At 65.9% G+C, this 19,820-nt stretch carries 20 protein-coding genes and 1 pseudogene; 17 read left to right on the forward strand and 4 right to left on the reverse strand.

Going from position 1 to position 19,820, the window contains the following annotated elements; translation table 11 throughout:
* The first annotated feature begins 168 nt into the window (after window positions 1-168).
* From ACLNGM_RS06340 to ACLNGM_RS06385, 10 genes and pseudogenes are all read left to right on the forward strand, one after another.
* A complete protein-coding gene (locus ACLNGM_RS06340; RefSeq protein WP_416357654.1) occupies window positions 169-909 on the forward strand; it encodes an SDR family oxidoreductase in 741 nt (246 codons plus the stop codon).
* A gap of 346 nt (window positions 910-1,255) precedes the next feature.
* The gene (locus tag ACLNGM_RS06345) at window positions 1,256-2,338 is read left to right on the forward strand and encodes a catalase family protein (protein WP_416357655.1); all 1,083 of its coding nucleotides are present in this window, start codon (window positions 1,256-1,258) and stop codon (window positions 2,336-2,338) included.
* Window positions 2,339-2,361: 23 nt separating this feature from the next.
* Window positions 2,362-2,805, forward strand: coding sequence for a (2Fe-2S)-binding protein (locus tag ACLNGM_RS06350; protein ID WP_416357656.1), 444 nt, complete (start codon window positions 2,362-2,364; stop codon window positions 2,803-2,805).
* A 27-nt stretch (window positions 2,806-2,832) separates the two neighbouring features.
* Window positions 2,833-4,043 (forward strand): annotated as a pseudogene (locus tag ACLNGM_RS06355) (IS3 family transposase).
* 520 nt (window positions 4,044-4,563) lie between these two features.
* A complete protein-coding gene (locus tag ACLNGM_RS06360) occupies window positions 4,564-5,880 on the forward strand; it encodes a tyrosine-type recombinase/integrase (RefSeq protein WP_416357657.1) in 1,317 nt (438 codons plus the stop codon).
* A gap of 232 nt (window positions 5,881-6,112) precedes the next feature.
* Window positions 6,113-6,418, forward strand: coding sequence for a hypothetical protein (locus tag ACLNGM_RS06365; RefSeq protein ID WP_416357658.1), 306 nt, complete (start codon window positions 6,113-6,115; stop codon window positions 6,416-6,418).
* Complete coding sequence (locus ACLNGM_RS06370; RefSeq protein WP_416357659.1) at window positions 6,415-6,855, forward strand: hypothetical protein; 441 nt, start codon at window positions 6,415-6,417, stop codon at window positions 6,853-6,855. The genes ACLNGM_RS06365 and ACLNGM_RS06370 overlap by 4 nt, the downstream gene beginning before the upstream one ends.
* A 21-nt stretch (window positions 6,856-6,876) precedes the next feature.
* Window positions 6,877-9,297, forward strand: coding sequence for an AAA family ATPase (locus ACLNGM_RS06375; RefSeq protein ID WP_416357660.1), 2,421 nt, complete (start codon window positions 6,877-6,879; stop codon window positions 9,295-9,297).
* 433 nt (window positions 9,298-9,730) lie between these two features.
* The gene (locus tag ACLNGM_RS06380) at window positions 9,731-10,225 is read left to right on the forward strand and encodes an HGGxSTG domain-containing protein (RefSeq protein ID WP_416357661.1); all 495 of its coding nucleotides are present in this window, start codon (window positions 9,731-9,733) and stop codon (window positions 10,223-10,225) included.
* A complete protein-coding gene (locus tag ACLNGM_RS06385; RefSeq protein ID WP_416357662.1) occupies window positions 10,222-10,554 on the forward strand; it encodes a hypothetical protein in 333 nt (110 codons plus the stop codon). Before ACLNGM_RS06380 ends, ACLNGM_RS06385 begins: the two co-directional genes overlap by 4 nt.
* A gap of 21 nt (window positions 10,555-10,575) precedes the next feature.
* Here the strand turns inward: ACLNGM_RS06385 and ACLNGM_RS06390 are convergent, their stop codons facing one another.
* Entirely contained in the window at window positions 10,576-10,839 is a 264-nt protein-coding gene (locus ACLNGM_RS06390) for a hypothetical protein (RefSeq protein WP_416358397.1), read from the reverse strand.
* 201 nt (window positions 10,840-11,040) lie between these two features.
* On the opposite strand from ACLNGM_RS06390, the gene ACLNGM_RS06395 reads away from it, so the two are divergent.
* Complete coding sequence (locus tag ACLNGM_RS06395; protein WP_416357663.1) at window positions 11,041-11,427, forward strand: hypothetical protein; 387 nt, start codon at window positions 11,041-11,043, stop codon at window positions 11,425-11,427.
* On the opposite strand, the gene ACLNGM_RS06400 is transcribed toward ACLNGM_RS06395, so the two are convergent.
* The 3 genes from ACLNGM_RS06400 to ACLNGM_RS06410 form a co-directional block, all read right to left on the reverse strand.
* The gene (locus ACLNGM_RS06400) at window positions 11,394-12,077 is read right to left on the reverse strand and encodes a recombinase family protein (RefSeq protein ID WP_416357664.1); all 684 of its coding nucleotides are present in this window, start codon (window positions 12,075-12,077) and stop codon (window positions 11,394-11,396) included. The genes ACLNGM_RS06395 and ACLNGM_RS06400 overlap by 34 nt on opposite strands.
* Window positions 12,078-12,220: 143 nt before the next feature.
* Window positions 12,221-12,427 (reverse strand): hypothetical protein, encoded by a 207-nt coding sequence (locus ACLNGM_RS06405; RefSeq protein ID WP_416357665.1) that lies wholly within the window; start codon window positions 12,425-12,427, stop codon window positions 12,221-12,223.
* An 81-nt stretch (window positions 12,428-12,508) separates the two neighbouring features.
* Entirely contained in the window at window positions 12,509-12,724 is a 216-nt protein-coding gene (locus ACLNGM_RS06410) for a hypothetical protein (protein WP_416357666.1), read from the reverse strand.
* A 374-nt stretch (window positions 12,725-13,098) separates the two neighbouring features.
* On the opposite strand from ACLNGM_RS06410, the gene ACLNGM_RS06415 reads away from it, so the two are divergent.
* The 6 genes from ACLNGM_RS06415 to ACLNGM_RS06440 all read left to right on the forward strand — a co-directional run bounded on the left by ACLNGM_RS06415 (window position 13,099) and on the right by ACLNGM_RS06440 (window position 19,807).
* On the forward strand, window positions 13,099-13,680 hold the full coding sequence (locus ACLNGM_RS06415; protein WP_416357667.1) for a hypothetical protein: 582 nt from the start codon (window positions 13,099-13,101) through the stop codon (window positions 13,678-13,680).
* 11 nt (window positions 13,681-13,691) lie between these two features.
* Window positions 13,692-15,182: a hypothetical protein gene (locus ACLNGM_RS06420; protein ID WP_416357668.1), complete on the forward strand. Its 1,491-nt coding sequence runs from the start codon at window positions 13,692-13,694 to the stop codon at window positions 15,180-15,182.
* Window positions 15,182-17,335 (forward strand): hypothetical protein, encoded by a 2,154-nt coding sequence (locus tag ACLNGM_RS06425; protein WP_416357669.1) that lies wholly within the window; start codon window positions 15,182-15,184, stop codon window positions 17,333-17,335. The genes ACLNGM_RS06420 and ACLNGM_RS06425 overlap by 1 nt, the downstream gene beginning before the upstream one ends.
* Window positions 17,336-17,414: 79 nt before the next feature.
* Window positions 17,415-19,031 (forward strand): hypothetical protein, encoded by a 1,617-nt coding sequence (locus ACLNGM_RS06430; protein WP_416357670.1) that lies wholly within the window; start codon window positions 17,415-17,417, stop codon window positions 19,029-19,031.
* A 9-nt stretch (window positions 19,032-19,040) separates the two neighbouring features.
* Window positions 19,041-19,373: a hypothetical protein gene (locus tag ACLNGM_RS06435; protein WP_416357671.1), complete on the forward strand. Its 333-nt coding sequence runs from the start codon at window positions 19,041-19,043 to the stop codon at window positions 19,371-19,373.
* Window positions 19,370-19,807: a MucR family transcriptional regulator gene (locus ACLNGM_RS06440; RefSeq protein ID WP_416357672.1), complete on the forward strand. Its 438-nt coding sequence runs from the start codon at window positions 19,370-19,372 to the stop codon at window positions 19,805-19,807. Before ACLNGM_RS06435 ends, ACLNGM_RS06440 begins: the two co-directional genes overlap by 4 nt.
* The last annotated feature ends 13 nt before the right edge of the window (window positions 19,808-19,820 follow it).

Raw genomic sequence — 19,820 nt, forward strand, 5'->3', positions numbered from 1 at the left:
CAATAATCAAAAATATCAATTTCTTGAATATGTCGACCGTACCCAACTCCCTTCCATCGGCGACGGACGCCGCAAATATGAAGGCTCAGATGCGCATCCACGCGGCGATCGCTGAGGCGGAGCCGCGATCCGGCGCAAGCTGAAATCCGACTCGAAGGGAACATGGCAATGACCAAGGGTATCGAAGACAAGGTCGTCCTCATCACCGGCGGCAGCACCGGCATCGGCGCTGAGACCGCCCGACTTCTTGCTGAACGGGGTGCGAAGGTCGCCATCGCTGCACGACGCAAGGACAAGCTCGACGAGGTCGTGGCGGAGATCGTCGCGAACGGCGGCACGGCACGTGCCTACGCGCTCGACGTCACCGACAAGTCGGCAATTCAGTCCGTCGTCGGCGCGATCGTAGCTCAATTCGGCCGTCTCGACGTGCTGATCAACAACGCCGGTCTGATGCCGATTCGTCCGATGGCCGAGGTCAACACGGACGAGTGGGACCAGATGATCGACGTCAACCTGAAGGGCACGCTCTACGGCATCGCCGCAGTTCTTCCCGGCTTCCTCGAGCAGGGCAGCGGTCACATCATCAACCTGAGCTCGGTTGCAGGGATCAAGGTCTTCGCACCGGGTGGCACGGTCTACTCCGGCACCAAGTTCGCCGTCAGCGCGATCAGCGAGGGCTTGCGCCAGGAGGTAGGCGAGAAGGTCCGCGTCACGTCGATCGAGCCCGGAGCGGTCGAAAGCGACCTGAAGTTCACGACGTCGGGCACGGCTGCCGAGACGGTGCTGGACTTCTATAAACAGGCGATCCCGGCAGCGTCGGTGGCGCGCGCCATCGCGTTCGCTGTCGAACAGCCCGAGGACGTCGACATCAATGCAATCGTCATCCGGCCGACCGCTCAACAGTTTTGAACACCAAGAGGAGGCGGGGCGGAGTGTGCCCCGCCTTCGTCACGTCCGCTGTTCGTCCACTCTGTCGGCGTGAGCTAGGATGCAAGCCCTGGATCAAGTTGAAATAGAAGATGGCTCAGACGCGTACTACTGATGTAAAAACGCGATCGACAGGCGCTGCGACCGAAGTCCCGGGCAGCTTGACCGCGCCATAAGCTACACTGCAGCGGCGCGACTGTTGATTCAGACCGCGATCAGGGTCGCCCGCAAGTGTTGAGGCGGCTTTGCAATCAGTTAGTGTCCCCGCGTTCTCTTTCCGGGAACCTGCTCTATCCTCTTGAATTATTCCAAACTTTGGTGATTGCCCGTGACGTATCTCCGCTACCATCCCGACATCGAACAATCTCGGCCCGACGAGCAGGAGACGATCGACGGCATCATCCGGGGAATGACGCAGCAGAGCGAGATTGTCGAGAAGCGCAAGCAGCACGCCGTGCGCGCCAGCCATGCCAAGAGTTCGGCCTGCGTCGTCGGCACGCTGGTGATCGCCAACGACCTACCGCCGGAGCTGGCACAGGGATTGTTCGCCGCAGCGGGCACCTACGATGTCGCGATCCGCTTCGCGCAAGGGCCCGGAGAGACACTTGGAGACCGCGTCTCCACCCACCGCGGCATGGCGATCAAGGTGTTCGGCGTCGAGGGCGAGAAGCTGCCGGGCCACGATGCGCCTACGCAGGATTTCGTCCTTGCCACGGGACGGACGTTCCCGTCCGGCACGGCGAGTGGCTTCCTGAGCGACGCGAAGAAGATTGGTGCCGCCACGCCCATGCCCGAGGGCGTGAAGAGCGCGGTGTCGTCGATGGCGCGCAACTTCAACAAGGTGCTGGGCCTGTTCGACACCGCCTATGCCAAGGCGGATTTCTTCGGCCATCCGTTCAGCCACCCAATCGGCGACGACTATTTCAGTCAGGCACCGGTGCGCTATGGTGACTATGTCGCCAAGCTCGGCGCGGTACCGGCGTCGCAGGCGCAGGACGCGCTAGGCGAGTGGAAGCTCGATCCGCATCAGGACGAGGACGGCTACCGCCACGCCGCGACCGATTACTTTCGTGACCATGAGGCGGTGTTCGAGCTGAAGGTCCAGCTCTGGGCGAACGCGGAGACGCAGCCGATCGAGGACGCCTCGATTGAGTGGCCGTCGCAGGACAGCCAGTACCGCACTGTCGCCACGATCCGCATTCCGGCGCAGGACGCCTACAGCCCGGCGCGCGTGCGCTATTTCGACGAGGTGATGACCTTTCGCCCGGCGCACAGCCTAGCCGCCCACCGGCCGCTTGGATCGGTGATGAGGGCGCGGCTGCAAGTGTATCGTGCGCTGTCCGCCTATCGCCACCGCGAGAACGGGGTTGCCGAGGAAAACACCGCCGACATCGCGGCCATCCCGGCCTAACGCGAAGCAAGAAGGCGCCGATCATGCCGACAGCTGTCAATACCGCCGCATACGCCGCCGTGCCGATCGGCACGGTACCCACCACGCTGACGATCAACGGAGAGACGCGCACCCGCGCGATCGAGCCGTGGACGACGTTGCTCGACCTGCTGCGGGAAGGCGAAGACCTGATCGGCACCAAGAAGGGCTGCGACCACGGCCAGTGCGGCGCGTGCACCGTGCTGATCGACAGCCGCCGCATCAACTCGTGCCTCAAGCTGGCAGTGACGCTGGACGGGGCGGAGATCACGACGATCGAAGGGCTTGGTCAGCCGGGCAACCTTCATCCGTTGCAGTCCGCCTTCTGCGACCACGACGCCTTCCAGTGTGGCTACTGCACGCCGGGTCAGATTTGTTCCACGCTGGGCCTCATCAACGAGGGCAAGGCGAGTGCTCTGCCCCCTGAAAAGTGGCCCTCCCTGAAGTAGGCTTTCGAGCTGACGGAGGATGACAAGATGGGACAGGAGAAGCCCAAGTCGGAAGAGATCGTCGCCAAGCTGAGGCAGGTCAATGTGTTGCTCTCGCAGGGCCGCCCGGTAGCGGATGCGATCCGCACGATCAGCGTGACGCCGTTTACCTACTACCGGTGGCGGAAAGAGTTCGGGGGGCTGAAGTCCGACCAGGTGAAGCGTCCGAAGGACCTCGAGAAGAGGAGCGAGCGGCTGCGCAAGGCCGTGTCGGACCTGACGCTGGAGAAGCTGATCCTGAAAGAGGCCGCTATCTAAGAAACTGGTGAGCCCCGCCCGTCGTCGTCGCTGCATCGACCATACCGTTCTGAAGTTCGGTGTGTCGGAGCGGCTGGCGTGCCGGGTTCTGGGGCAGCACCGATCGACGCAGCGCAAGGCGCCGCGGGGACGTTCCGACGATGCGGCGCTGACGGCCGACATCATCGAACTGGCGACGCAGTATGGACGCTACGGATATCCCCGTGGCCGACAAGCGATTGCTCGCAATCGCTGATAGGCGTCGGATCACAGCCCTGCTGCGGAATGCCGGATGGGTGGTCAACGTGAAGCGCGTCGAGCGGATCTGGCGGCAGGAAGGTCTGAAGGTGCCGGCCAGACAGCCCAAGCGCGGTCGGCTCTGGCTGAACGATGGTTCATGCGTTCGGCTTCGGCCCGAGCATCCAAACCACGTCTGGGCCTATGACTTCGTCGAGGACCGGACCCACAACGGCCGCAAGTTCCGCACGTTGAATGTCGTAGACGAGTTCACTCGGGAATGCCTCGCCATCCGGATCGATCGGAAGCTGAAGTCCGCAGACGTCATCGACGTTCTATCCGACCTCTTCATACTACGCGGCGTGCCAGGTTACATCCGTTCTGACAATGGCCCGGAGTTCATCGCCAAGGCGGTGCGCGAATGGATCGCCGCAGTTGGTGCCAAGACCGCGTTCATCGAACCGGGCAGTCCTTGGGAGAACGGCTACTGCGAGAGCTTCAACTCCAAGCTTCGCGATGAACTCCTGAACGGCGAGATCTTCTATAGCCTCGCCGAGGCGCGCATCGTCATCGAAGGTTGGCGCCAGCACTACAACACCAAACGTCCACACTCGAGCCTGGGTTACCGTCCACCCGTTCCAGCCGCTGCGCTATGGCCGGCGGCGCCACCCCAACCCGCTTCGCCGGCCATCTCAAACGTCGCCGGCAAGCCCACCATGCATTAGATTTGAACCGGGTCACCTAACGGGGGCAGGCCAACCTAACGTGGTGTGTTCGGCTCGACGATGATCAATGCGGATACCTTGTTGCTGCTGTAAGCGAACTCGAGCGAGTTCCAGCTCGGCATCGGCATAGGTGCCGAATGATTTAACAAATGGCGGAAAGCCCTTCGTCCGCAATCTTACCTGCCACGACGTTCTGCCAGCCTTGCTGGTACGCGCATGGATGCCAGGTGCCGTTTTCCGTTTCTTGCCCGTCTTTGATGCCATAGGACACGCCGTCTTTCGCGAGAATGTCCCAGGAGTGTCCCCGATTCGGTCAAAATCCGTGAGTCGACTGGCCAAGTCATTGAAATTCATGGCGCACCCGACAGGATTCGAACCTGTGACCTCTGCCTTCGGAGGGGCGGGGAATAGACGTTTGTGTTGTGGATAATGCCTATAACAGCGGGATTGTAAGCCTTTCGCTCTTATGGGCATCATGCGCATCCCACACATCAGTGTGGGACGTTGTGTGGGAAGTCCGATGCCAGCCGCTCCAAAGAACGAGATCGACACGCCTTCGAAGCGCGCCCGGCTAATCCACCGCAAGAACCCGTACTGGCTCGGTGTGAGCGGAGGGCGCGGTGGCGTCTCGCTCGGCTACCGCACAAGCGCGCGGGGGAACGGCGCCTGGATTGCGAAGATTGTCGTCGAGGGGACGCGGCTCGAGGAACGCTTAGGCGACGCCGATGACGACGGCGCACCGGCTGGCGCAATGACGTACCGGGCCGCCGTCGCCACCGCGCTGGACTGGAGCCGTCGGCAGACTGCCGCCATCGAGGCGCGCGAGGGGACGCAAGCGCCCGCCGAAGGGCAGACGGTCCGTTCGGCCGTCGAACACTACGGGTCCGCTCGGAAGGCAAGAGCGCCAGCCGCCGGAAAGATCACAGAGGACCGCTTGCGCAAGCATGTGCTGGCGGACGAGGCGTTCGCAAAAATTCCGCTCGCGAAGCTGCGTGCGTCGTCGATCGACGCCTGGCGGGGCCGCCTGGCTCTGCGCAACGCTGACGACGAGGAAGGGGAGGGCGCGCCGCTCGCTCCGGCCACGATCAATCGGCTCCTAAACGACTTGCGCGCCGCCCTGAACGCCGCAGCCGAGCGCCACCGGCGCGAGCTGCCGCCGCATCTTCCGAACGAGATCAAGGTCGGAACGCGCGCCGTGTCCGTCGAGAACGAGGCGCGCCGGCAGCTCCTGACGGACGAAGAGGTCGGCCGGATCGTCGCGGCCGCCTTCCAGGTCGACGACACCGGCGACTTCGGGCGCATGGTGCTGACGGCGGCCGCAACCGGCGCGCGCCATGCGCAACTGCAGAGCCTGCGCGTCGGCGACGTCCAGCCGGCCCGCCAGCGCGTCATGATGCCGGGAAGCAAGAAGGGCCGATCCACGAAGGCGAAAGCTCCTGTTCCTGTGCCGTTGGCGCCGGAACATCTCGTTGCGCTCGAGCCGGCCCTAGCCGGCCGCCGAGCCGAAGATCCGCTGTTGGAGCGATGGGCGTTCAAGCGCGCGAAGGCGCCGGCTCGTTGGGAGCGAGATAAGCGTCGGCCATGGGGCCCGGCCTATGAGCTCGGCGACCTTTGGGCGGCGACGATCGCAAAGGCCGAGGTGCCCGCCGATACGATCCCCTATGCCCTGCGGCACTCGTCGATCGTGCGCGGCCTGCGCGCGGGTTTGCCGATCCGTCTCGTCGCGGCGTTGCACGACACGAGCGTCGAAATGATCGAGGCCCACTATTCGGCTTTCATCGCCGATGCGACCGAAGAGTTGGCACGGCGCGCCGTCCTGTCGTTCTCAGTCGGGTAGCTACGGACAGTTTGTCCAAGGTTGGATGTATTCCGTTCGACATACAAAGTATCTGAGTTCGGTCTGCGATCTATTGAATAGACCGCATTGACGATGCAGGGTGGGTGTGCCATCTATCCATTGCCGCACCTGCTATTCGTTGCTTTCTGACATTCTGATCTTCTGACAAGCGGCCTCCCCAAACCGAGATCGTCAGGCGAACGCGTCATTACGCGTCGCAGTCAGGAGCACCATGTCGGCGCTACTCAAAGCCGAGCTACGCTCGCATTCCGCAGTGAACGATGGATACACGCCATGGCGTGAGCGGCCGCATCTCTCGATGAAAGTCGCCGCCGAGATCGCAGGCCTCTCGGCGGCGAGCCTCTACAAGTACGCCGATGCCGGCAAGCTCGCCTTGAAGCGAATGGCCGGTCGTACCTTTGTCGACACCGCCAGCCTCGTCGAATTGCTTCAGACGGCCGAGCCTTGGACGCCATCAAAGGCCGGAACTGCGGCGCGCGCCGCCCGTGCAACTCGAGCCGCGCAGGCCCGGGCATGAGCGGTTCTCTTCCTCTCGTCCGCACGCTGTTCGCTGGCGCGGATAGCGGTTTCCCGCGCGTTGTCGCGAACGTCGACCCTGGCGCCTTCCTTGACGCTCAGTACTTCGAGGACGATCCGTCGCGGCCGGTGCAACTCCGGCCCCGGCTCAAAGCCGACTTTTCTCCCTATCGCCAGAAGGCGCTGAAAGGGGAAATGGTCTTGGCGACGCGCGGCGTTTCCCCGCGGATCAACGCTTTCGTTCGGCCCCCGCGGGGCATGCGCGTCAACACCGTCGAAGCTGTCGAGTGGTGCGTCTCGCAGTTGGAGCGCAACCAGCCCGCATACGGAAAGATCTTCCGAGCGCTGATCGACGGGAAGCTTCCGGCCGGAATGACTCGCGTCCCGCCGGATCCCATCAGCTCAAGCAAAGGCGCCGCTACCGACGGCAATCGGTAACGGCGCGGAGATGCTTTCAACATGAGTAACTTAGCGCATTCGGCCGATGCCGAAAAGGCTTCGGTCGTCCCGTTCGGTGACTACGTCGCGCAGAAGAAGGGGGCGGCCTCGCCGCGCCCCTCCAGCCGCCCGAACCCTTTCCGCCAGCTCTGGGACCGCGGCTATCGCGGGTTGCTCCCCGTCGTGCCGCCGACGGGCGGCATCCGGTCGGCCGGCAAACGGCCTGGCGTTCTCGGGCCGTCTGGCTGGTCGGGCCGCAGCGCCGCCTCGTTCAATGCGACCGTCGAGGATCTCGACGTCTGGCACGGATGGGGCGCCAGCGTCGGCGTCCGGTGCTGGAACGGCATTGGCGGGATCGACATCGACACGACGAACCCGATCCTTGCCGGGCGTGCCCGTGAGCTCGCGATCAACATTCTCGGACCCGCGCCGGTCCGATATGGCCGGGAGCCGAAGGGCCTTCTGCCATATCTGATGCCGCTCGACATCGGCTATCGCCAGGCACGCTTCGACGACGGAGTCGACCCGAAGAAGCCGGGTCTCGTGGAGCTCCTGGCCGGCGAGACGAAGATGTTCGTCGCGCAGGGCATCCATCCGGGCACTGGCAAGCCCTACACCTGGCCTGAGGGCATCTGGGACTACAGCGCGCTCACCCGCGTCACGCACGAGCAGCTCGACGCCTACTTCGCCGCACTCGCATCGGAGATGCCGGGCTGGCGCTCGCTGACCTCCAGCGTCGACCGCGCCATGATCGACCAGCAGACGCTGCGCGGCGATCCCGACCGCATCCGACGCGCCATGTCCGCTCTGCCGAACGACGGGCGCTTTGGCTATCCGGAATGGGTGAACATGGCGATCGCGCTCCACGGCGCGCTTCCCGACGACGAGGCGCTGGCCCTCGAGCTCTTCGAGGACTGGACAGACAAGGCCGGAATCCCGGATCCGACCGAAGACGCCGCGCGCGTCTTCCGCTCCGTCCAGGGACCGTTCTCGCTTGGTGCCTCCATGATCGAGGACTATGCCACCAAGCACTCCAGCGGTGCGTTTACGGTGGCGGATCGGTACTTCGACGCTGCGGCCGTGGAACGGGCTGCGCGCTCGGCCCCTGTAGAAGCCGCTGCGACATCGCGCCATCCGCCCTTCGACTTCGCCGCGGCTGCGCGCCTTGACCGTGCGCGAATGGAAGCGATCCCGGAACGCGCCTTCGTGTTGGGCTCGAGGTTTCAGGCCGGCACGCTGACGCTCGGCGCCGGCCCGGCCGGCGTGTCGAAGTCGACCTTTGCGATCAAGTCGGCACTGGCGATCGCCACGGGCAAGCCGTTGACCGGCGAGACCGTAGCGAAGAGCGGCCCCGTCCTGATCTACAACAGCGAGGATCCGCGCGACGAGATGCTGCGGCGCCTGATGGCAACGGCGCGGCTCGACGGTCTCGACATCGATCTCGTCCAGGAGCGCGTTCGGATCCTTTCCGGCTACGACGATCGACGCCTCGTCTTCGCCGAGCGCCGCGACAAGGGCGGACCCATCCGCCCCGGCCAGGACACTGACGACCTTGCGCGCTTCGTCGCCGCCGAGGGGATCGTGCATGTCGCCCTGGACCCGTTGGTCGCGCTGCATCGCGGGCTCGATGAGAACGCGGCGGCGGATATGGAGGCGCTCGGCGATCAGCTCCGGCAGTTCGCCAGCCGAACAGGCGTGTCAGTCGACCTCATCCATCACACCGCGAAGGCACGCGGCGCCCAAGCGGACGCGAATGCAGGCCAGGCCGACGCGGCCCGAGGCAGCGGTGCCGTGATGGGCTTCGTGCGCTCGGCCTACACGTTGATGCCGATGGGCGCGAATTTCGCCCGCGATCTCGGTTTGGACGCCGGTCGGGCCGCGCAGATGGTTCGGCTCGATGATTCGAAACGGAACTACGCTCGGCGATCGGCGCGCGAGCTCTGGTTCGAGATCCTCTCGGTTCTCCCAACTGGGGAGGTCGTGTCGCCCGGCGATTTCGATTCCCATGACGAGGAAGTCCGCCGCCGCGCGAGCACATCGGCCGGCGTGCACGTTCTCTTCGACATCCGTCGACAGCGTGCGCTCGCCGCGATCGCCAACTCCGAGAGCGAGGACGTTCAGCAGTCGGCCCGGCTGCAATACTTGGTCGCGCTGATGGATGGCGACGCTGTCCCCCGTGCCACCCTAGCCGCCTCCTACGGTTTCGCAATGAAGCTCGGCGGGACGCAGGCCCGAACGCACATCGACGGAATGGTGCCAGTCGGCGCCATGAAGGCCGTCGAGGTCGAAACGGAGGGCTACGCCTGGTCCGTTTGGCGCGAGGAACGGCGCGGCGGAAAGGGGAAACAATGGGTGATCCTGCGCAAGCGTCTTGGACAGGTTGTCCGCTCCGAAGAGCCTTCGGGGGCTTCGGACGAAGCGAACGGGGGAGTTTTCGACTGATGCCTGCGGAGCCTGCAGTCTCGCAAACCCTTAGTTTCCAGTGCCTGCGGCGCCTGCGGTCGGTTTTTCGGCCGCTGCAGCCGCAGGCTTGGCCTCGTAAGCTCCATTGCACAAGGGTTTCAGAGCCTGCGGCGGCAGTACGCCTGAAGCCTGCAGCGGTCCCCCTTATAAGGGACCGCTGCAGGCGTAGGCTGCAGGCTGTCCGGATGGAAGAGAACGGCCGAAGGAGGGAACAGGAGATGGGAGGCCGACGGACAGCGTGTCCGGCGTGGTCCGCTTCATCTGTCTATGTGTCGTCCAGCGCGATACTTCACGCGGCCCATTTTAGAACGGTGTTCCGATGAGCCCCCGCAGGCGGAAATCCCGGCCGAGTCCTGCGCGCTCCGCGAACGCTCGGATCCAGGCCGCCGAGATCAATGCCCGGCGCGCCTCCATGCCGAAGTGCGAAGCGAAGACGCGCACGACCGGCGAACCCTGCCAAAACCTCGCCATGGCGAACGGCCGGTGCCGGCTGCATGGGGGCGCGACGCCGAAGGGCGACCGGTGGCACCTGCCGGTCTGGCCGAATGGGAGCGCGCCGGGCGCGATCGAGAAGGCGAACCGAAAGTCCGCCGACCTTGAGAAGCGTAAGCGCAAGAAGGCCAAGCGCCTCGCGCGCCGATCACCCGACGAGCTCGCCGAGCACGACGCCTGGCAGAAGGCGCGCCAGCCGGGCAGCGCGAAGCGGCGGAAGGCCGATCGGGAGACGCGGCGCCAGCAGGTAGAGGCGCATGCGGTGCTACAGGCTCAAGCGCCGCCGCGGGGAATCAACGTCGCAGACCGCGCGCTCGCCAATGCGCTTGCCGTCGCAGAGGCGAACCTGCGCGCTCTCGATCGACAGGACGACCTCGCCGAAGCGTGGATCAACGGAACTGGAGTTTTCGGATGAACCTGGAGAACGACGACGTCAGTGACGAGGATCTTGAGCGCCTGCGGCGCAAGCTTGAGTTCAAGGCGCTGACAAAGGCAGACGCCATGCTCGACGATCCTGCAACGCCAGCCACAGCGCGCGCATCCGTCATTCGCGGCGTATTGAGCGATACCGCCACGCGCCGGCATGACGAGTTGCCCGGCGACAAGGACTTCGCGGCCATGACGGCGGCCGAGCTCGCATCGGCCCGGCGAGCGCTGGAAATGCAGATCGCCCGCTCCAACGCGGCGCCGCTGGAGCTTGAGGCGGTCTCGGACAAATCAGTCGGTGCCGACGTGTTCGATTGATCCAAACAGGGAAAGGCCGAGCTACTTGGCCTTCTCGCTGTCGCGCTTGCGCGCCTTTTCCGCCTGAAGCCATAGCTTGAAGCGCATCTTCTGCACCCACGCCTCGTGTTGCTCTTCGGGTGTTGGTTCCCGGAGCCTTTCGGCTCGCTTGGCCTCTTTAGCGGCCTTGCGTTGGGCGATGAACGCGTCGACGTCCTTTCGGTCGAAGAGCGCAGGAACGCCGGGGATGTAGGGAATCATCCCCTTTCGCCGAAAACCTTGGATGGTCGTGCGCTTAAGGCCCATAAGTCGAGCAAACTCGGCTTCAGTTATCAAATCCACCTTGGCATCCCGTGTTCAGATTGTACGTTTTGTCATCAGACACTCGGCGCCCGTTCCAAACAACGCATCGCGTTAACAATGTAAACCGACAGTCAGCAGACACACATCATTTGACTAGCGCCCATCATTGATACACGAGCATCGCACCGAAATGCGAGAGGTTCGATGCTTTTACCTATCACCGACGGCAACAAGCTTACCGACTACAAGATGTATCAGCGCGGGTTCTGGGTCGTGTTCCAGATATCGAAGGGCGTTGGTGCCTGCCGCATTGTCGAGGTCATGGACGAGCGCCAGGTGCTCGAGTCCTTGCTGCCTCACCTGGAGCGCTTCGGACTTCCTGCGGAAATCGTCGAGGAAGAGCTAGGAACCGGCTCATGGATACTCGAGACGTCGGGATCGATCGGGCGGACCGATCGCCTCCTGGATCTTCTCAGAGACGAACACGGAATGAAGAAGCTGCGGAACGTCATCATTTGCGAGGCCGAAGCCCGTAGACTTTACGGCGAAGAGGCGTGTCAGGCTGCCCTCGCCAGGATCCGGCCGACTTGAACAGCGGACCAAGCGCCACCGCGCGCCGTGCCTACCGCCCGGGCGTTCAGCGTCTCGGCGATCGCGCGATGCGAGGTCGTGCCAGCCGCTTGGATGCTGGCGATGATCGGCAGGACATTGGCCGCGAATGCGTCGGCTTCACGCGCATTCGTCGCCGCGCCGGCCTGTGCCGCCCGCGCGAGGTTCGTTGGGTTGCCGAGCTGGGCGCCGGCCGCCTTCTTCGCCTGCAAGGCCGCTTTCGTGCGAGCGGCGATCAATGCGCGCTCCTTCTCGGCCAAAGCGGCATAGACGTGCAACATGAACGGGTCTGCATCGACGCCGAGTTCGGCAACGATGAACGGCACGCGCTGTGCCATCAGACCGGCGATGAAGGCGACGTCACGCGACAGGCGGTCGAGCTTGGCGACGATCACCGCGCACTTGAGCTTGCGCGCTGCGGCCAGCGCCGCAGCGAGCATCGGCCGGCGGTCGAGTGCGTCGGCGCCCTTGGCCGTCTCGACCTCTTCGAACGTGTCGACGAGCTGATAGCCATGCGCCGCTGCGAACTGTTCGATCGCCGCGCGCTGCGCTTCCATGCCGAGACCACTGCGGCCCTGACGGTCCGTGGACACGCGGATGTAGGCGACAAGGGGGCGGATCGGAGCGTTCATGACGGCGTCTCGGTTAGGGTGTTACAACACTATATGTGCGTTTAGTGTTGTAACGCAAGTGCGTGAAACATTCAGCTGGAACGAAAAAACCCGCCGGCCGAAGCCGACGGGGCTGGCGTTCGTTCGGTACCCATGAGCGCCGATCAGGCCGGCCGCATTCCCTTGACTCGTTCGACGTCCTGCAGGTCGGCAGGGTCCGACGTGTCCGGGCTCACGGCGCCTTCCTCGTTCTCTGGATCCGGGTCGTTCTCAAGCTGGCCGCCGCCCGGCATCTTGCTCTCGGCTCGCGCAACGCGATCGGTCTCGGTTTCGCCTGGCCGGAGCGGCTCGTTGTCGATTGTGCGGGACATGGCGGCTTCCTCTCGATCGTTGTCGGAGAGGAAGCGTCGGCGAAGGCGCTTGTTCCGGATTTACTGCCGGTCCGGCCGCGGTCAGAGCCCGCGAATGAGCGGGCGTCGACCCATCATCGTCTTCACCTGTGCGAACCGCAGCGCCTGCAGACGCTGGTGGGGCGACAAGCCCTTGATCGTCTCGCTCGCCTGCGGCGACGCTTCCCATTCTCCGCAGGACGGGCAGCTTACTGCCACAGCTCCTTGCGTGATGGCGGTGATGAAACGAGCGGGGCTGTTGCAGATGGGGCAGTTCATGGGCGTTCCTCACTTAAAGAACGACCCTATCCGAGAAACCAACCGAGCAGGGATTAATCGGTGAGGCAGGCTCGTCCCCGCTGGTTGGCTTCGCCCCTCGAGGCCGCAGTCACACCCCGGCCGACCCCTGGATCCACCCCTTGGGGGTACTCCCAACGCTCTTGCTGGAACGGCCGCCCATGCCCGAAGAAAGTCGCGGTTCCTGAGGACTTTGGGTCGATGAAGTAAATGTATGTCATGACGACATACAAGACCAAGCAAAAATTGCGCAGGTTGGTCCGATGTATTTCCAAATCCGCTTGCCATGCTGACCGTTGTGCGGGTATCATGCTTCGCATGAACGCAGATCATCTTGATCGGCCGGAGACGACAACATGACCGCATCGAACGACAACGCCGCGCCGGCCGCGGATCCCGCGAAAATGTACGTGCGGATGCTCGGCGAGTGCGGTTTCGGGCCGCCGCTGCCGCACACCACCGGACCGGACGAGCCGATCGCATGGGGCGCAACATACCTGCGCGCCGTGGCGAGCGGCGTCGATCCGGTCCACCATGCGGCGCTGGCGCTGCGGACCCTCCTGCAGGCCCTGCCGCGCGGCGATCTCTCCCGGGCAGCGCCCGACCTTCTGGCGAACCTAGAGGCGGCCGTCGAGCCGGCCTTTCGTCGCCTCGTGCTCGAGGCACCGCGGGGCGTCGTGCCTGACACCGTCGCACTCGGCATGGGCTCGCTGCAGTGGATCGTGCAGCTTCTCCGCGATCGGCGACCGCGGGATGAGCTGTTGAAGAATGCGGACGGCATCGGCGAGCGCCTCGACTGGATTGCGCTCCTGGCCGACGAGCTCGACGCCTCAGATCGGCGCCGCCGGCTCGATGAGCGCGGCGGCAGGCTCGCTCGGCTTGTCGCCTTCAACGCCAGCATTCACCGGACCGATACGGCCGGTCTTCCGCTTCACTGAGGATCGGCACCATGGGTAGCATTCGAGCGAACCGCCGTTTCTACAACAATCCGGAGATCGGGCAGGCCTTCGATAACCTCGCCGCTGCGTTCGCCCCGCCGTCCGGCGCCGATGCCGCAGGATGGGCCCGGGCGAATGCCAAGCGCGAACAGGCCGCGCGTTTGGCCAAAATGTTCGACTATGCGAACGACCCGAACTACGACCAGACGCGCGCCGATCGCCTGGGTGTGCTTGGCGGCCTCTATGCCCCGACGCAGAGCTTCTATGCCGTCGACAAGGCGGACGACACGACGCGGCGCGGCCAGGACGTGTTGGCCGCCTCGTCGCGCTACGGCTCCGACCGCACCTATGCGGCATCGACCGAGAACAACGTCCGAGACAACGCGCGCGTCGTCCAGACGAACGAAGCGGACAACGTTCGGGCACTTGAGGACCGCCGCCTTCAGGAGGCCGGCGCGCTCCAACGTCTCTACGCCGAGCCGGTGAAAGTCGGCCAGGGCGAGCGCGCCTATCTTCCCGCGCAGGCGGCCGCCGCCATGAGCTTGCCGGAGCAGCTCAACGGCGCCGACAAGCCCATGTCCACCGACGAGGTCGCCGCCATGGCGATGCAGGCGATGCCGCTCGGCGATCGTCAGCAGTTCGTGCGGGACAAGTTCGCTCCGACGGAGACGCAGGTTCAGGGCCAGGAGCGGCGCGACCTGCGTGATCGCGGAATCCTTACCGATGACGACCTCGTCGCCGATGTGCTCAGCGCCATGCCAGTCGAAGAAGTCGTCGGCGCCGGCGGCCGGCCGGAGTTCGTGCGCCGCCAGGATGCGGTCGGGCGCCAGCCGGCGCCGAAGCAGCCGATGGTTTCCGTCAGCACCGGCGAGGCGCCCGACGGGAAGCTTCGCGGCAAGCTCGACGAGAGCGAGGGCAAGCGGCTGTCCGACCTTCAGGCCACGGCGGTCACGTCGTCCGGGCTTCGGCAGGATCTCGACCTCATGGATCAGCTCATCGAACAGGCGCCGCAGGGCCCTCTCGTCGGCCGTCTGGCCGCAGTCCTGCCGGGCTTCTCGGATGCCAGCGCCGCATTCCAGTCCGTTGTCGAGCGCGCGGCGCCCGGCCTCCGCGTCGAAGGCTCCGGCGCCACGTCCGACATCGAGTTCCGCGGGATGCTGAATTCGCTGCCGCAGCTCCGCAACCGGCCGGAGGCGAACCGCCTCATCGCCGGCATGATGCGGGCCAAGGCGGACATCAACATCCGTCGCGGCGATCTCGTCACGGCCTACCAGAACGGCGACATCGACGCGTCGCAGATGCGCCGACAGCTCGCCGACCTCAATCGCCAGAGCATCGCGTCGCCTGCGCTGCGCGACATGATCGACGCCGTCGGTGGGGGCGTCGAGCCGATGTCGGGCGCCAAGCCGACCACGGACGCGCCGTCGCCCGGGTCGATCGTCGACGGACATCGCTTCCGCGGCGGCGATCCGGCCGACCCCGCGAATTGGGAGCTTCTGTGATGGCCGGACCTTGGGAAAATTACCAGAAGGCCGACGCCGCGGCGCCAGCCACAGGCCCTTGGGCACGATATGCGCCGTCAGCGGCCGCCGCGCCCTCCTTCGTCACACCGGAGCCGCCGCCCGGCGTCGTCATCCATGGCGGTGACGGGCGATCCTACGTCGCCGACAAGCCGGAGATCGGCGTCCAGCGCGACGCAGCGCCCGGCTCCCGCGATGAGGCCATCCAACAGCAGGCCCTCGCAGCGCGCGCCCGCACCGACGGTGCCGTTTCGGACGTCGCCCGCGCCGCACGCCCTTTCACGCAAGGGCAGAGCCTGAACCTTGGCGATGAGTTCGTCTCCACGGTGCTGGCCGCCATCGAAGGTGTCCAGGGCAACTCGCCGCGCGACGCCTTCGACTTCGGCCAAGAGTATCAGCGCCAGGAGCTGGAGCGGCGACGCGAAGAGGCTCCGTTGACGTCCATGGTGACCGAGATGGCCGGCGGCCTAGCGATGGGCGTCGCCGCAGCGCCGAAAGTCTTCGCGTCCGGCGCCGGGCTCGGCACCAACATGCTGCGCGGTGGTGTCTCCGGCACGACTGGCGGAGCGGTGTCCGGCTTTGGTGGCGGCTCCGGTCTCGAGGACCGCAGCTCCGATGCGCTGATGGGCGCCGGGATCGGCGCCGGCGTCGGCACAGCCGCTCCCCTCGTCGGTGCGGCGGTCGGATCGGGCATTCGCGCCTATGGCGCCCGCAACGCCGCCCGCGAGGTGCTTGAGCCCGTCGGCGTCGGCCGGCGCGCTGCGGACCAGATCGAAACCGAGCTGACGCGGGACGGCCTGACGGCAGCGGACGCCCGTGCACGTCTCGACGAGCTCGGCCCCGATGCCATGCTTCTGGATGCCGGCCGCAACGTCGGCGAAGGCGCCGAGGTCGTCGCGCAGCTTCCGGGCGCCGGCAACCGCGTGATCCGCGACCGGCTGGCCGCCCGCGGTGAGGCCGCGCCACAGCGCATCACCGACGCGGCGGATGCCGCTCTCGGTCCTGCGCGCAATATGGCCGAAACGGTCGACGCGCTGATCGCGCGGCGCACCTCCGAAAGCGAGCCCGCTTATGCCGCCGCGCTCGGCCGCCCGATCGAATGGAGCGACCGCCTACAGGCTTTCATCGACGAGCCGACGATCCGCAAGGGCCTGCGCGAGGGCGTCGAGATCCACCGGCTGGATTCGCTGGCGCGCGGCGAGCGCTTCGACCCGTTCGACCTCGCCATCTCCGGCATCGACGAGGCGGGCGACCCGATCCTGACCGGCGTCCCCAACATGCGGACCCTGAACGTCGCGAAGAAGGGGCTCGACAACATTCTCGAGGGCTATCGCGACCCGGTGACGGGCCGGCTGAACCTCGACGAACGCGGCCGCGCCATAGCCGGCGTTCAGCGGGCCTTCCTGTCTGAGCTCGACGCAGCTAACCCGGACTATGCCGCCGCTCGCGCCACGTGGGCGGGGCCGACACGGGTCCGCAACGCGATGTCGACCGGACAGGATGTCTTCGATCGCTCCGTCCGCCCGGACCAGCTCCGGCAGCAGCTTGCCGCCATGTCGCCGGACGAGCGCGAGGCCTTCCAGATCGGCGCCCGCGATCAGCTCGCCGAGGTGATGGGTACGGCCCGGCGCGATGCGACCGCGGCGCGCGCTATGTTCGAGACCGGGTGGAATCGGGAGAAGCTTGGCCTTGTGCTTGGCGACGACGAGCGCGCGGGCGCCTTCTTGGACACGCTCGGCCGAGAGACCGACTTCGCCAACCGGGCGAACAACATCACCGGCAACAGCGCGTCGGCGCGGCGCCTGGAGCGCGCACCCGAATACAAGGGCGAACGCTCGGCTGCGCGGACTGCGCTGGATCCGGCCAGCGGACTGTGGGGCGACACGAAACGGGTCGTTGCGCGCGTCGGCGACGCCTTCCTTGACGGCCGCAGCGCCCGGAACGCCGAACAGATGCGCGCCGAGTTCGGCGATGCAGTCTCGCGCCAAGGCAATGAAGCCGACGCCCTGATCGCCGCGATCATGGGCTATGGCGAACGCAACGCGGCGTCCGCGCAGCGGGCCGTACCCTATGAGGAAATGATCCGCGCGATCATGAGCGGCGGCGCCCTGGCGGCTGCTGGACAAGCGCCGTAGCCGAACCGACCACTCGACCCGACCGATCACCACCGCCACCCCGCGAGGAACAGGAGAAATCGAATTTACGGAGGGCCTCATGGCCGACCCGACCCGATACCAGCCGTCGTACAGCTTCACCGGCTGGCAGACCTCCGACCCGCGGCGCCCGCTGCCAGCGCAGCGCGTCGACATCGAGTTCCAGAATCTCGCGCTCACGACGGACGAGATCATCACGGCGCTCGGCCAGATCCGTCGTTCGGACGGCAAGCTCGCCAGCCAGCTCGTCACCTTCGAGAGCCTGACGCCGGCCGTCCGGGCCGCGATCGGCGGGCCCGGGCACGGTGACGCCGACGGCAATCTGCGGATCGGCGACATCGTGGGCCTGACGGACGCACTCGAGGACAAGGCCGATCTTTCCGCGCTGCTCGGCCTCGACGACGCCCTCGACGAGGTGGCGGCGCGTAGCGTGACAGGTGGCGGGCTCGCCGGGCGCACCGTGACAGGCAGCGTCACCGCGATCAGCGTGCCCGTCGCAACGCAGGCCCAGGCCGAGGCCGGCGTCGACAACGGGGTCGCGATGACCCCGCTGCGTGTCGCCCAGGCGATCGCTGCGATCGGCGGCGATGCAGGCGGGACAAACCCGGCTGACGCTGCGATGGTCGTCCGGACACCGGTCTACTTCGACAAGTCGGACACCCTGACCGCAACGCGGCTGTTCGCGCGGGAGGGCGCCGCGGCGAACCATAGGGCCCAGAAGCTCGTCGACACCAAGATCCCGTTCAACACGCTCACGACAGCTGGACAGTCCGCCTTTCACGTTCGGGCGGTCGCCGAAGGGAGCTCGCAGAACGGTCCAGGCCCTGCCTCGATCGGCGCCTCAGTCTCCGCGTTCAAAGAGGGGTTCGGGACGGGGGGCGCGAAGGGTGGCGAGCTCGATGCGCTCTATGTCGTCGTTCGCCAGGACAGCCCGCGGACGGGTGCGCAGGGCGTCAACGATCCCGACCGGGGCGACGGCTGCGGCATCCTGATCGACGCGGCTGTTCATGAGAATGTCGGCTTCGTCGGCGGCATCGAGGGCGCGACGACGGTCCTGTCGAACTCGCAGCTGAACGCCAACGGCAACCCCACTCCGACGCGCCGGCTCGTCTATCAGTTGGGGTGCACGGACACGACGTCGGCTTCCTCCATCGGCCTGTTCACGAGCGCGGCGATGGGCTCGCACTCGGCCGGCTTGCTGGTCTATGGCGCCGAGGGCGCGGGCGGGTCGTTCGATCACTACATCCAGTGCCGGACGGATACGGTCGGCATCTTCAACGTCGATCGCGGGGGCACCGTGTCGATGGGGCGGCGTCTGAACAGCGGCCAAATGATCGACCTCGCCGTCCACATGGCGGTGCAGTCCGACTTCTCGCTCTCCTGGCTCAACGCCGGCAAGACCGTTCCGCTCCTCAATCTCGACCAGAACGGCAACCTGACCGCCCGCGGCGGCGTGTCGGGCTCGGCGATCAACTCGACGACGAACGTCCAGGCGCAAGGCAACATCATCGCCGGCGGGAAGGTCTCGGCAACCCTGCTTCGTCTTACGCCCGGCACGGCGGGCTCGCAGAGTTCGGAATTCGTTGCCGGGACATTCTCAGTTGGCGCCAGTGGCCGGCCACGCTTCTGCATGGCGAACGGCCAGGCGCCCGTCTTTCTCGCAACCACCACAAGCTGAGGCCCCGTGATGCGGATCGACTTCTCGCAGACCCTTCAATCCATCAATGGCGTGCCGCTGGCACTCGAGGCGAACGAAGACGGCACCGTCAAAACGCCGGCCACGCTCGGCCACGTTGCGGCAGCCGCGGTGATGGCGCCGAAGGTCGTAGACGGCCAGGCGCAACCTGCGTCCGGCCAGGAAGCACTGCGCGCGCTCAGCATTGCGCTTCGAATCTTCGAGGCGAAGGCGCCGATCGAGATCACGCCCGAAGAGGCCGTCTATCTGCGCGAGCGGATTGCCGAGCACTGGACGTTGCCGATCGTCGTCGGACGCTCCTGGCAGATGCTGGAGGGCGCATGATCGATCCAGCCGCCACGACCCTCGAACACGCGACGGAGATCGTCGTCGCCTATCTCGCTCGGCATGATGTCCCGCCTGCCGATCTTCCCGCTTTGATCGCCGCCGTGCGCGCCGCGATCGAGCGGGAGGTGACACCAGCCAGTGAGCCGGAACCGGCGCGCAAGCTGCGCCCCCTGCGTCCGACGAGCGACCCTGCTGTGCCGATCACCGAGACCATCACGCCGGACTACCTCGTCTCGCTGGAGACCGGGCAACGGCTGAAGGTGCTCGAGAAGCATCTGAAGTCTTTCGGCCTCACGCCCGCTGCTTACCGTGCGCGGTGGGGGCTGCCGGCCGACTATCCGATGGTTGCGCCGCGCGTCGGGGCTTGGCGGTCTAACTACGGCCGGATGTTGGGCCTCGGACGAGTTCCTAGGCTATCGACTGAGGCGTAGAGCTCGACGCCGG

This window comes from Aureimonas phyllosphaerae (assembly GCF_047943035.1).
Classification (GTDB): Bacteria; Pseudomonadota; Alphaproteobacteria; order Rhizobiales; family Rhizobiaceae; genus Aureimonas; species Aureimonas phyllosphaerae.

Excerpts from the sequence above, each read along its gene's own strand:
- ACLNGM_RS06365 (WP_416357658.1), top strand. The coding sequence starts at position 6,113 with ATGTCGGCGCTACTCAAAGCCGAGCTACGCTCGCATTCCGCAGTGAAC.
- ACLNGM_RS06420 (WP_416357668.1), top strand. The coding sequence starts at position 13,692 with ATGGGTAGCATTCGAGCGAACCGCCGTTTCTACAACAATCCGGAGATC.
- ACLNGM_RS06400 (WP_416357664.1), bottom strand. The coding sequence starts at position 12,077 with ATGAACGCTCCGATCCGCCCCCTTGTCGCCTACATCCGCGTGTCCACG.
- ACLNGM_RS06385 (WP_416357662.1), top strand. The coding sequence starts at position 10,222 with ATGAACCTGGAGAACGACGACGTCAGTGACGAGGATCTTGAGCGCCTG.
- ACLNGM_RS06430 (WP_416357670.1), top strand. The coding sequence starts at position 17,415 with ATGGCCGACCCGACCCGATACCAGCCGTCGTACAGCTTCACCGGCTGG.
- ACLNGM_RS06380 (WP_416357661.1), top strand. The coding sequence starts at position 9,731 with ATGCCGAAGTGCGAAGCGAAGACGCGCACGACCGGCGAACCCTGCCAA.
- ACLNGM_RS06375 (WP_416357660.1), top strand. The coding sequence starts at position 6,877 with ATGAGTAACTTAGCGCATTCGGCCGATGCCGAAAAGGCTTCGGTCGTC.
- ACLNGM_RS06410 (WP_416357666.1), bottom strand. The coding sequence starts at position 12,724 with ATGAACTGCCCCATCTGCAACAGCCCCGCTCGTTTCATCACCGCCATC.
- ACLNGM_RS06350 (WP_416357656.1), top strand. The coding sequence starts at position 2,362 with ATGCCGACAGCTGTCAATACCGCCGCATACGCCGCCGTGCCGATCGGC.
- ACLNGM_RS06360 (WP_416357657.1), top strand. The coding sequence starts at position 4,564 with ATGCCAGCCGCTCCAAAGAACGAGATCGACACGCCTTCGAAGCGCGCC.
- ACLNGM_RS06370 (WP_416357659.1), top strand. The coding sequence starts at position 6,415 with ATGAGCGGTTCTCTTCCTCTCGTCCGCACGCTGTTCGCTGGCGCGGAT.
- ACLNGM_RS06340 (WP_416357654.1), top strand. The coding sequence starts at position 169 with ATGACCAAGGGTATCGAAGACAAGGTCGTCCTCATCACCGGCGGCAGC.
- ACLNGM_RS06435 (WP_416357671.1), top strand. The coding sequence starts at position 19,041 with ATGCGGATCGACTTCTCGCAGACCCTTCAATCCATCAATGGCGTGCCG.
- ACLNGM_RS06405 (WP_416357665.1), bottom strand. The coding sequence starts at position 12,427 with ATGTCCCGCACAATCGACAACGAGCCGCTCCGGCCAGGCGAAACCGAG.
- ACLNGM_RS06440 (WP_416357672.1), top strand. The coding sequence starts at position 19,370 with ATGATCGATCCAGCCGCCACGACCCTCGAACACGCGACGGAGATCGTC.
- ACLNGM_RS06395 (WP_416357663.1), top strand. The coding sequence starts at position 11,041 with ATGCTTTTACCTATCACCGACGGCAACAAGCTTACCGACTACAAGATG.
- ACLNGM_RS06425 (WP_416357669.1), top strand. The coding sequence starts at position 15,182 with ATGGCCGGACCTTGGGAAAATTACCAGAAGGCCGACGCCGCGGCGCCA.
- ACLNGM_RS06415 (WP_416357667.1), top strand. The coding sequence starts at position 13,099 with ATGACCGCATCGAACGACAACGCCGCGCCGGCCGCGGATCCCGCGAAA.
- ACLNGM_RS06390 (WP_416358397.1), bottom strand. The coding sequence starts at position 10,839 with ATGGGCCTTAAGCGCACGACCATCCAAGGTTTTCGGCGAAAGGGGATG.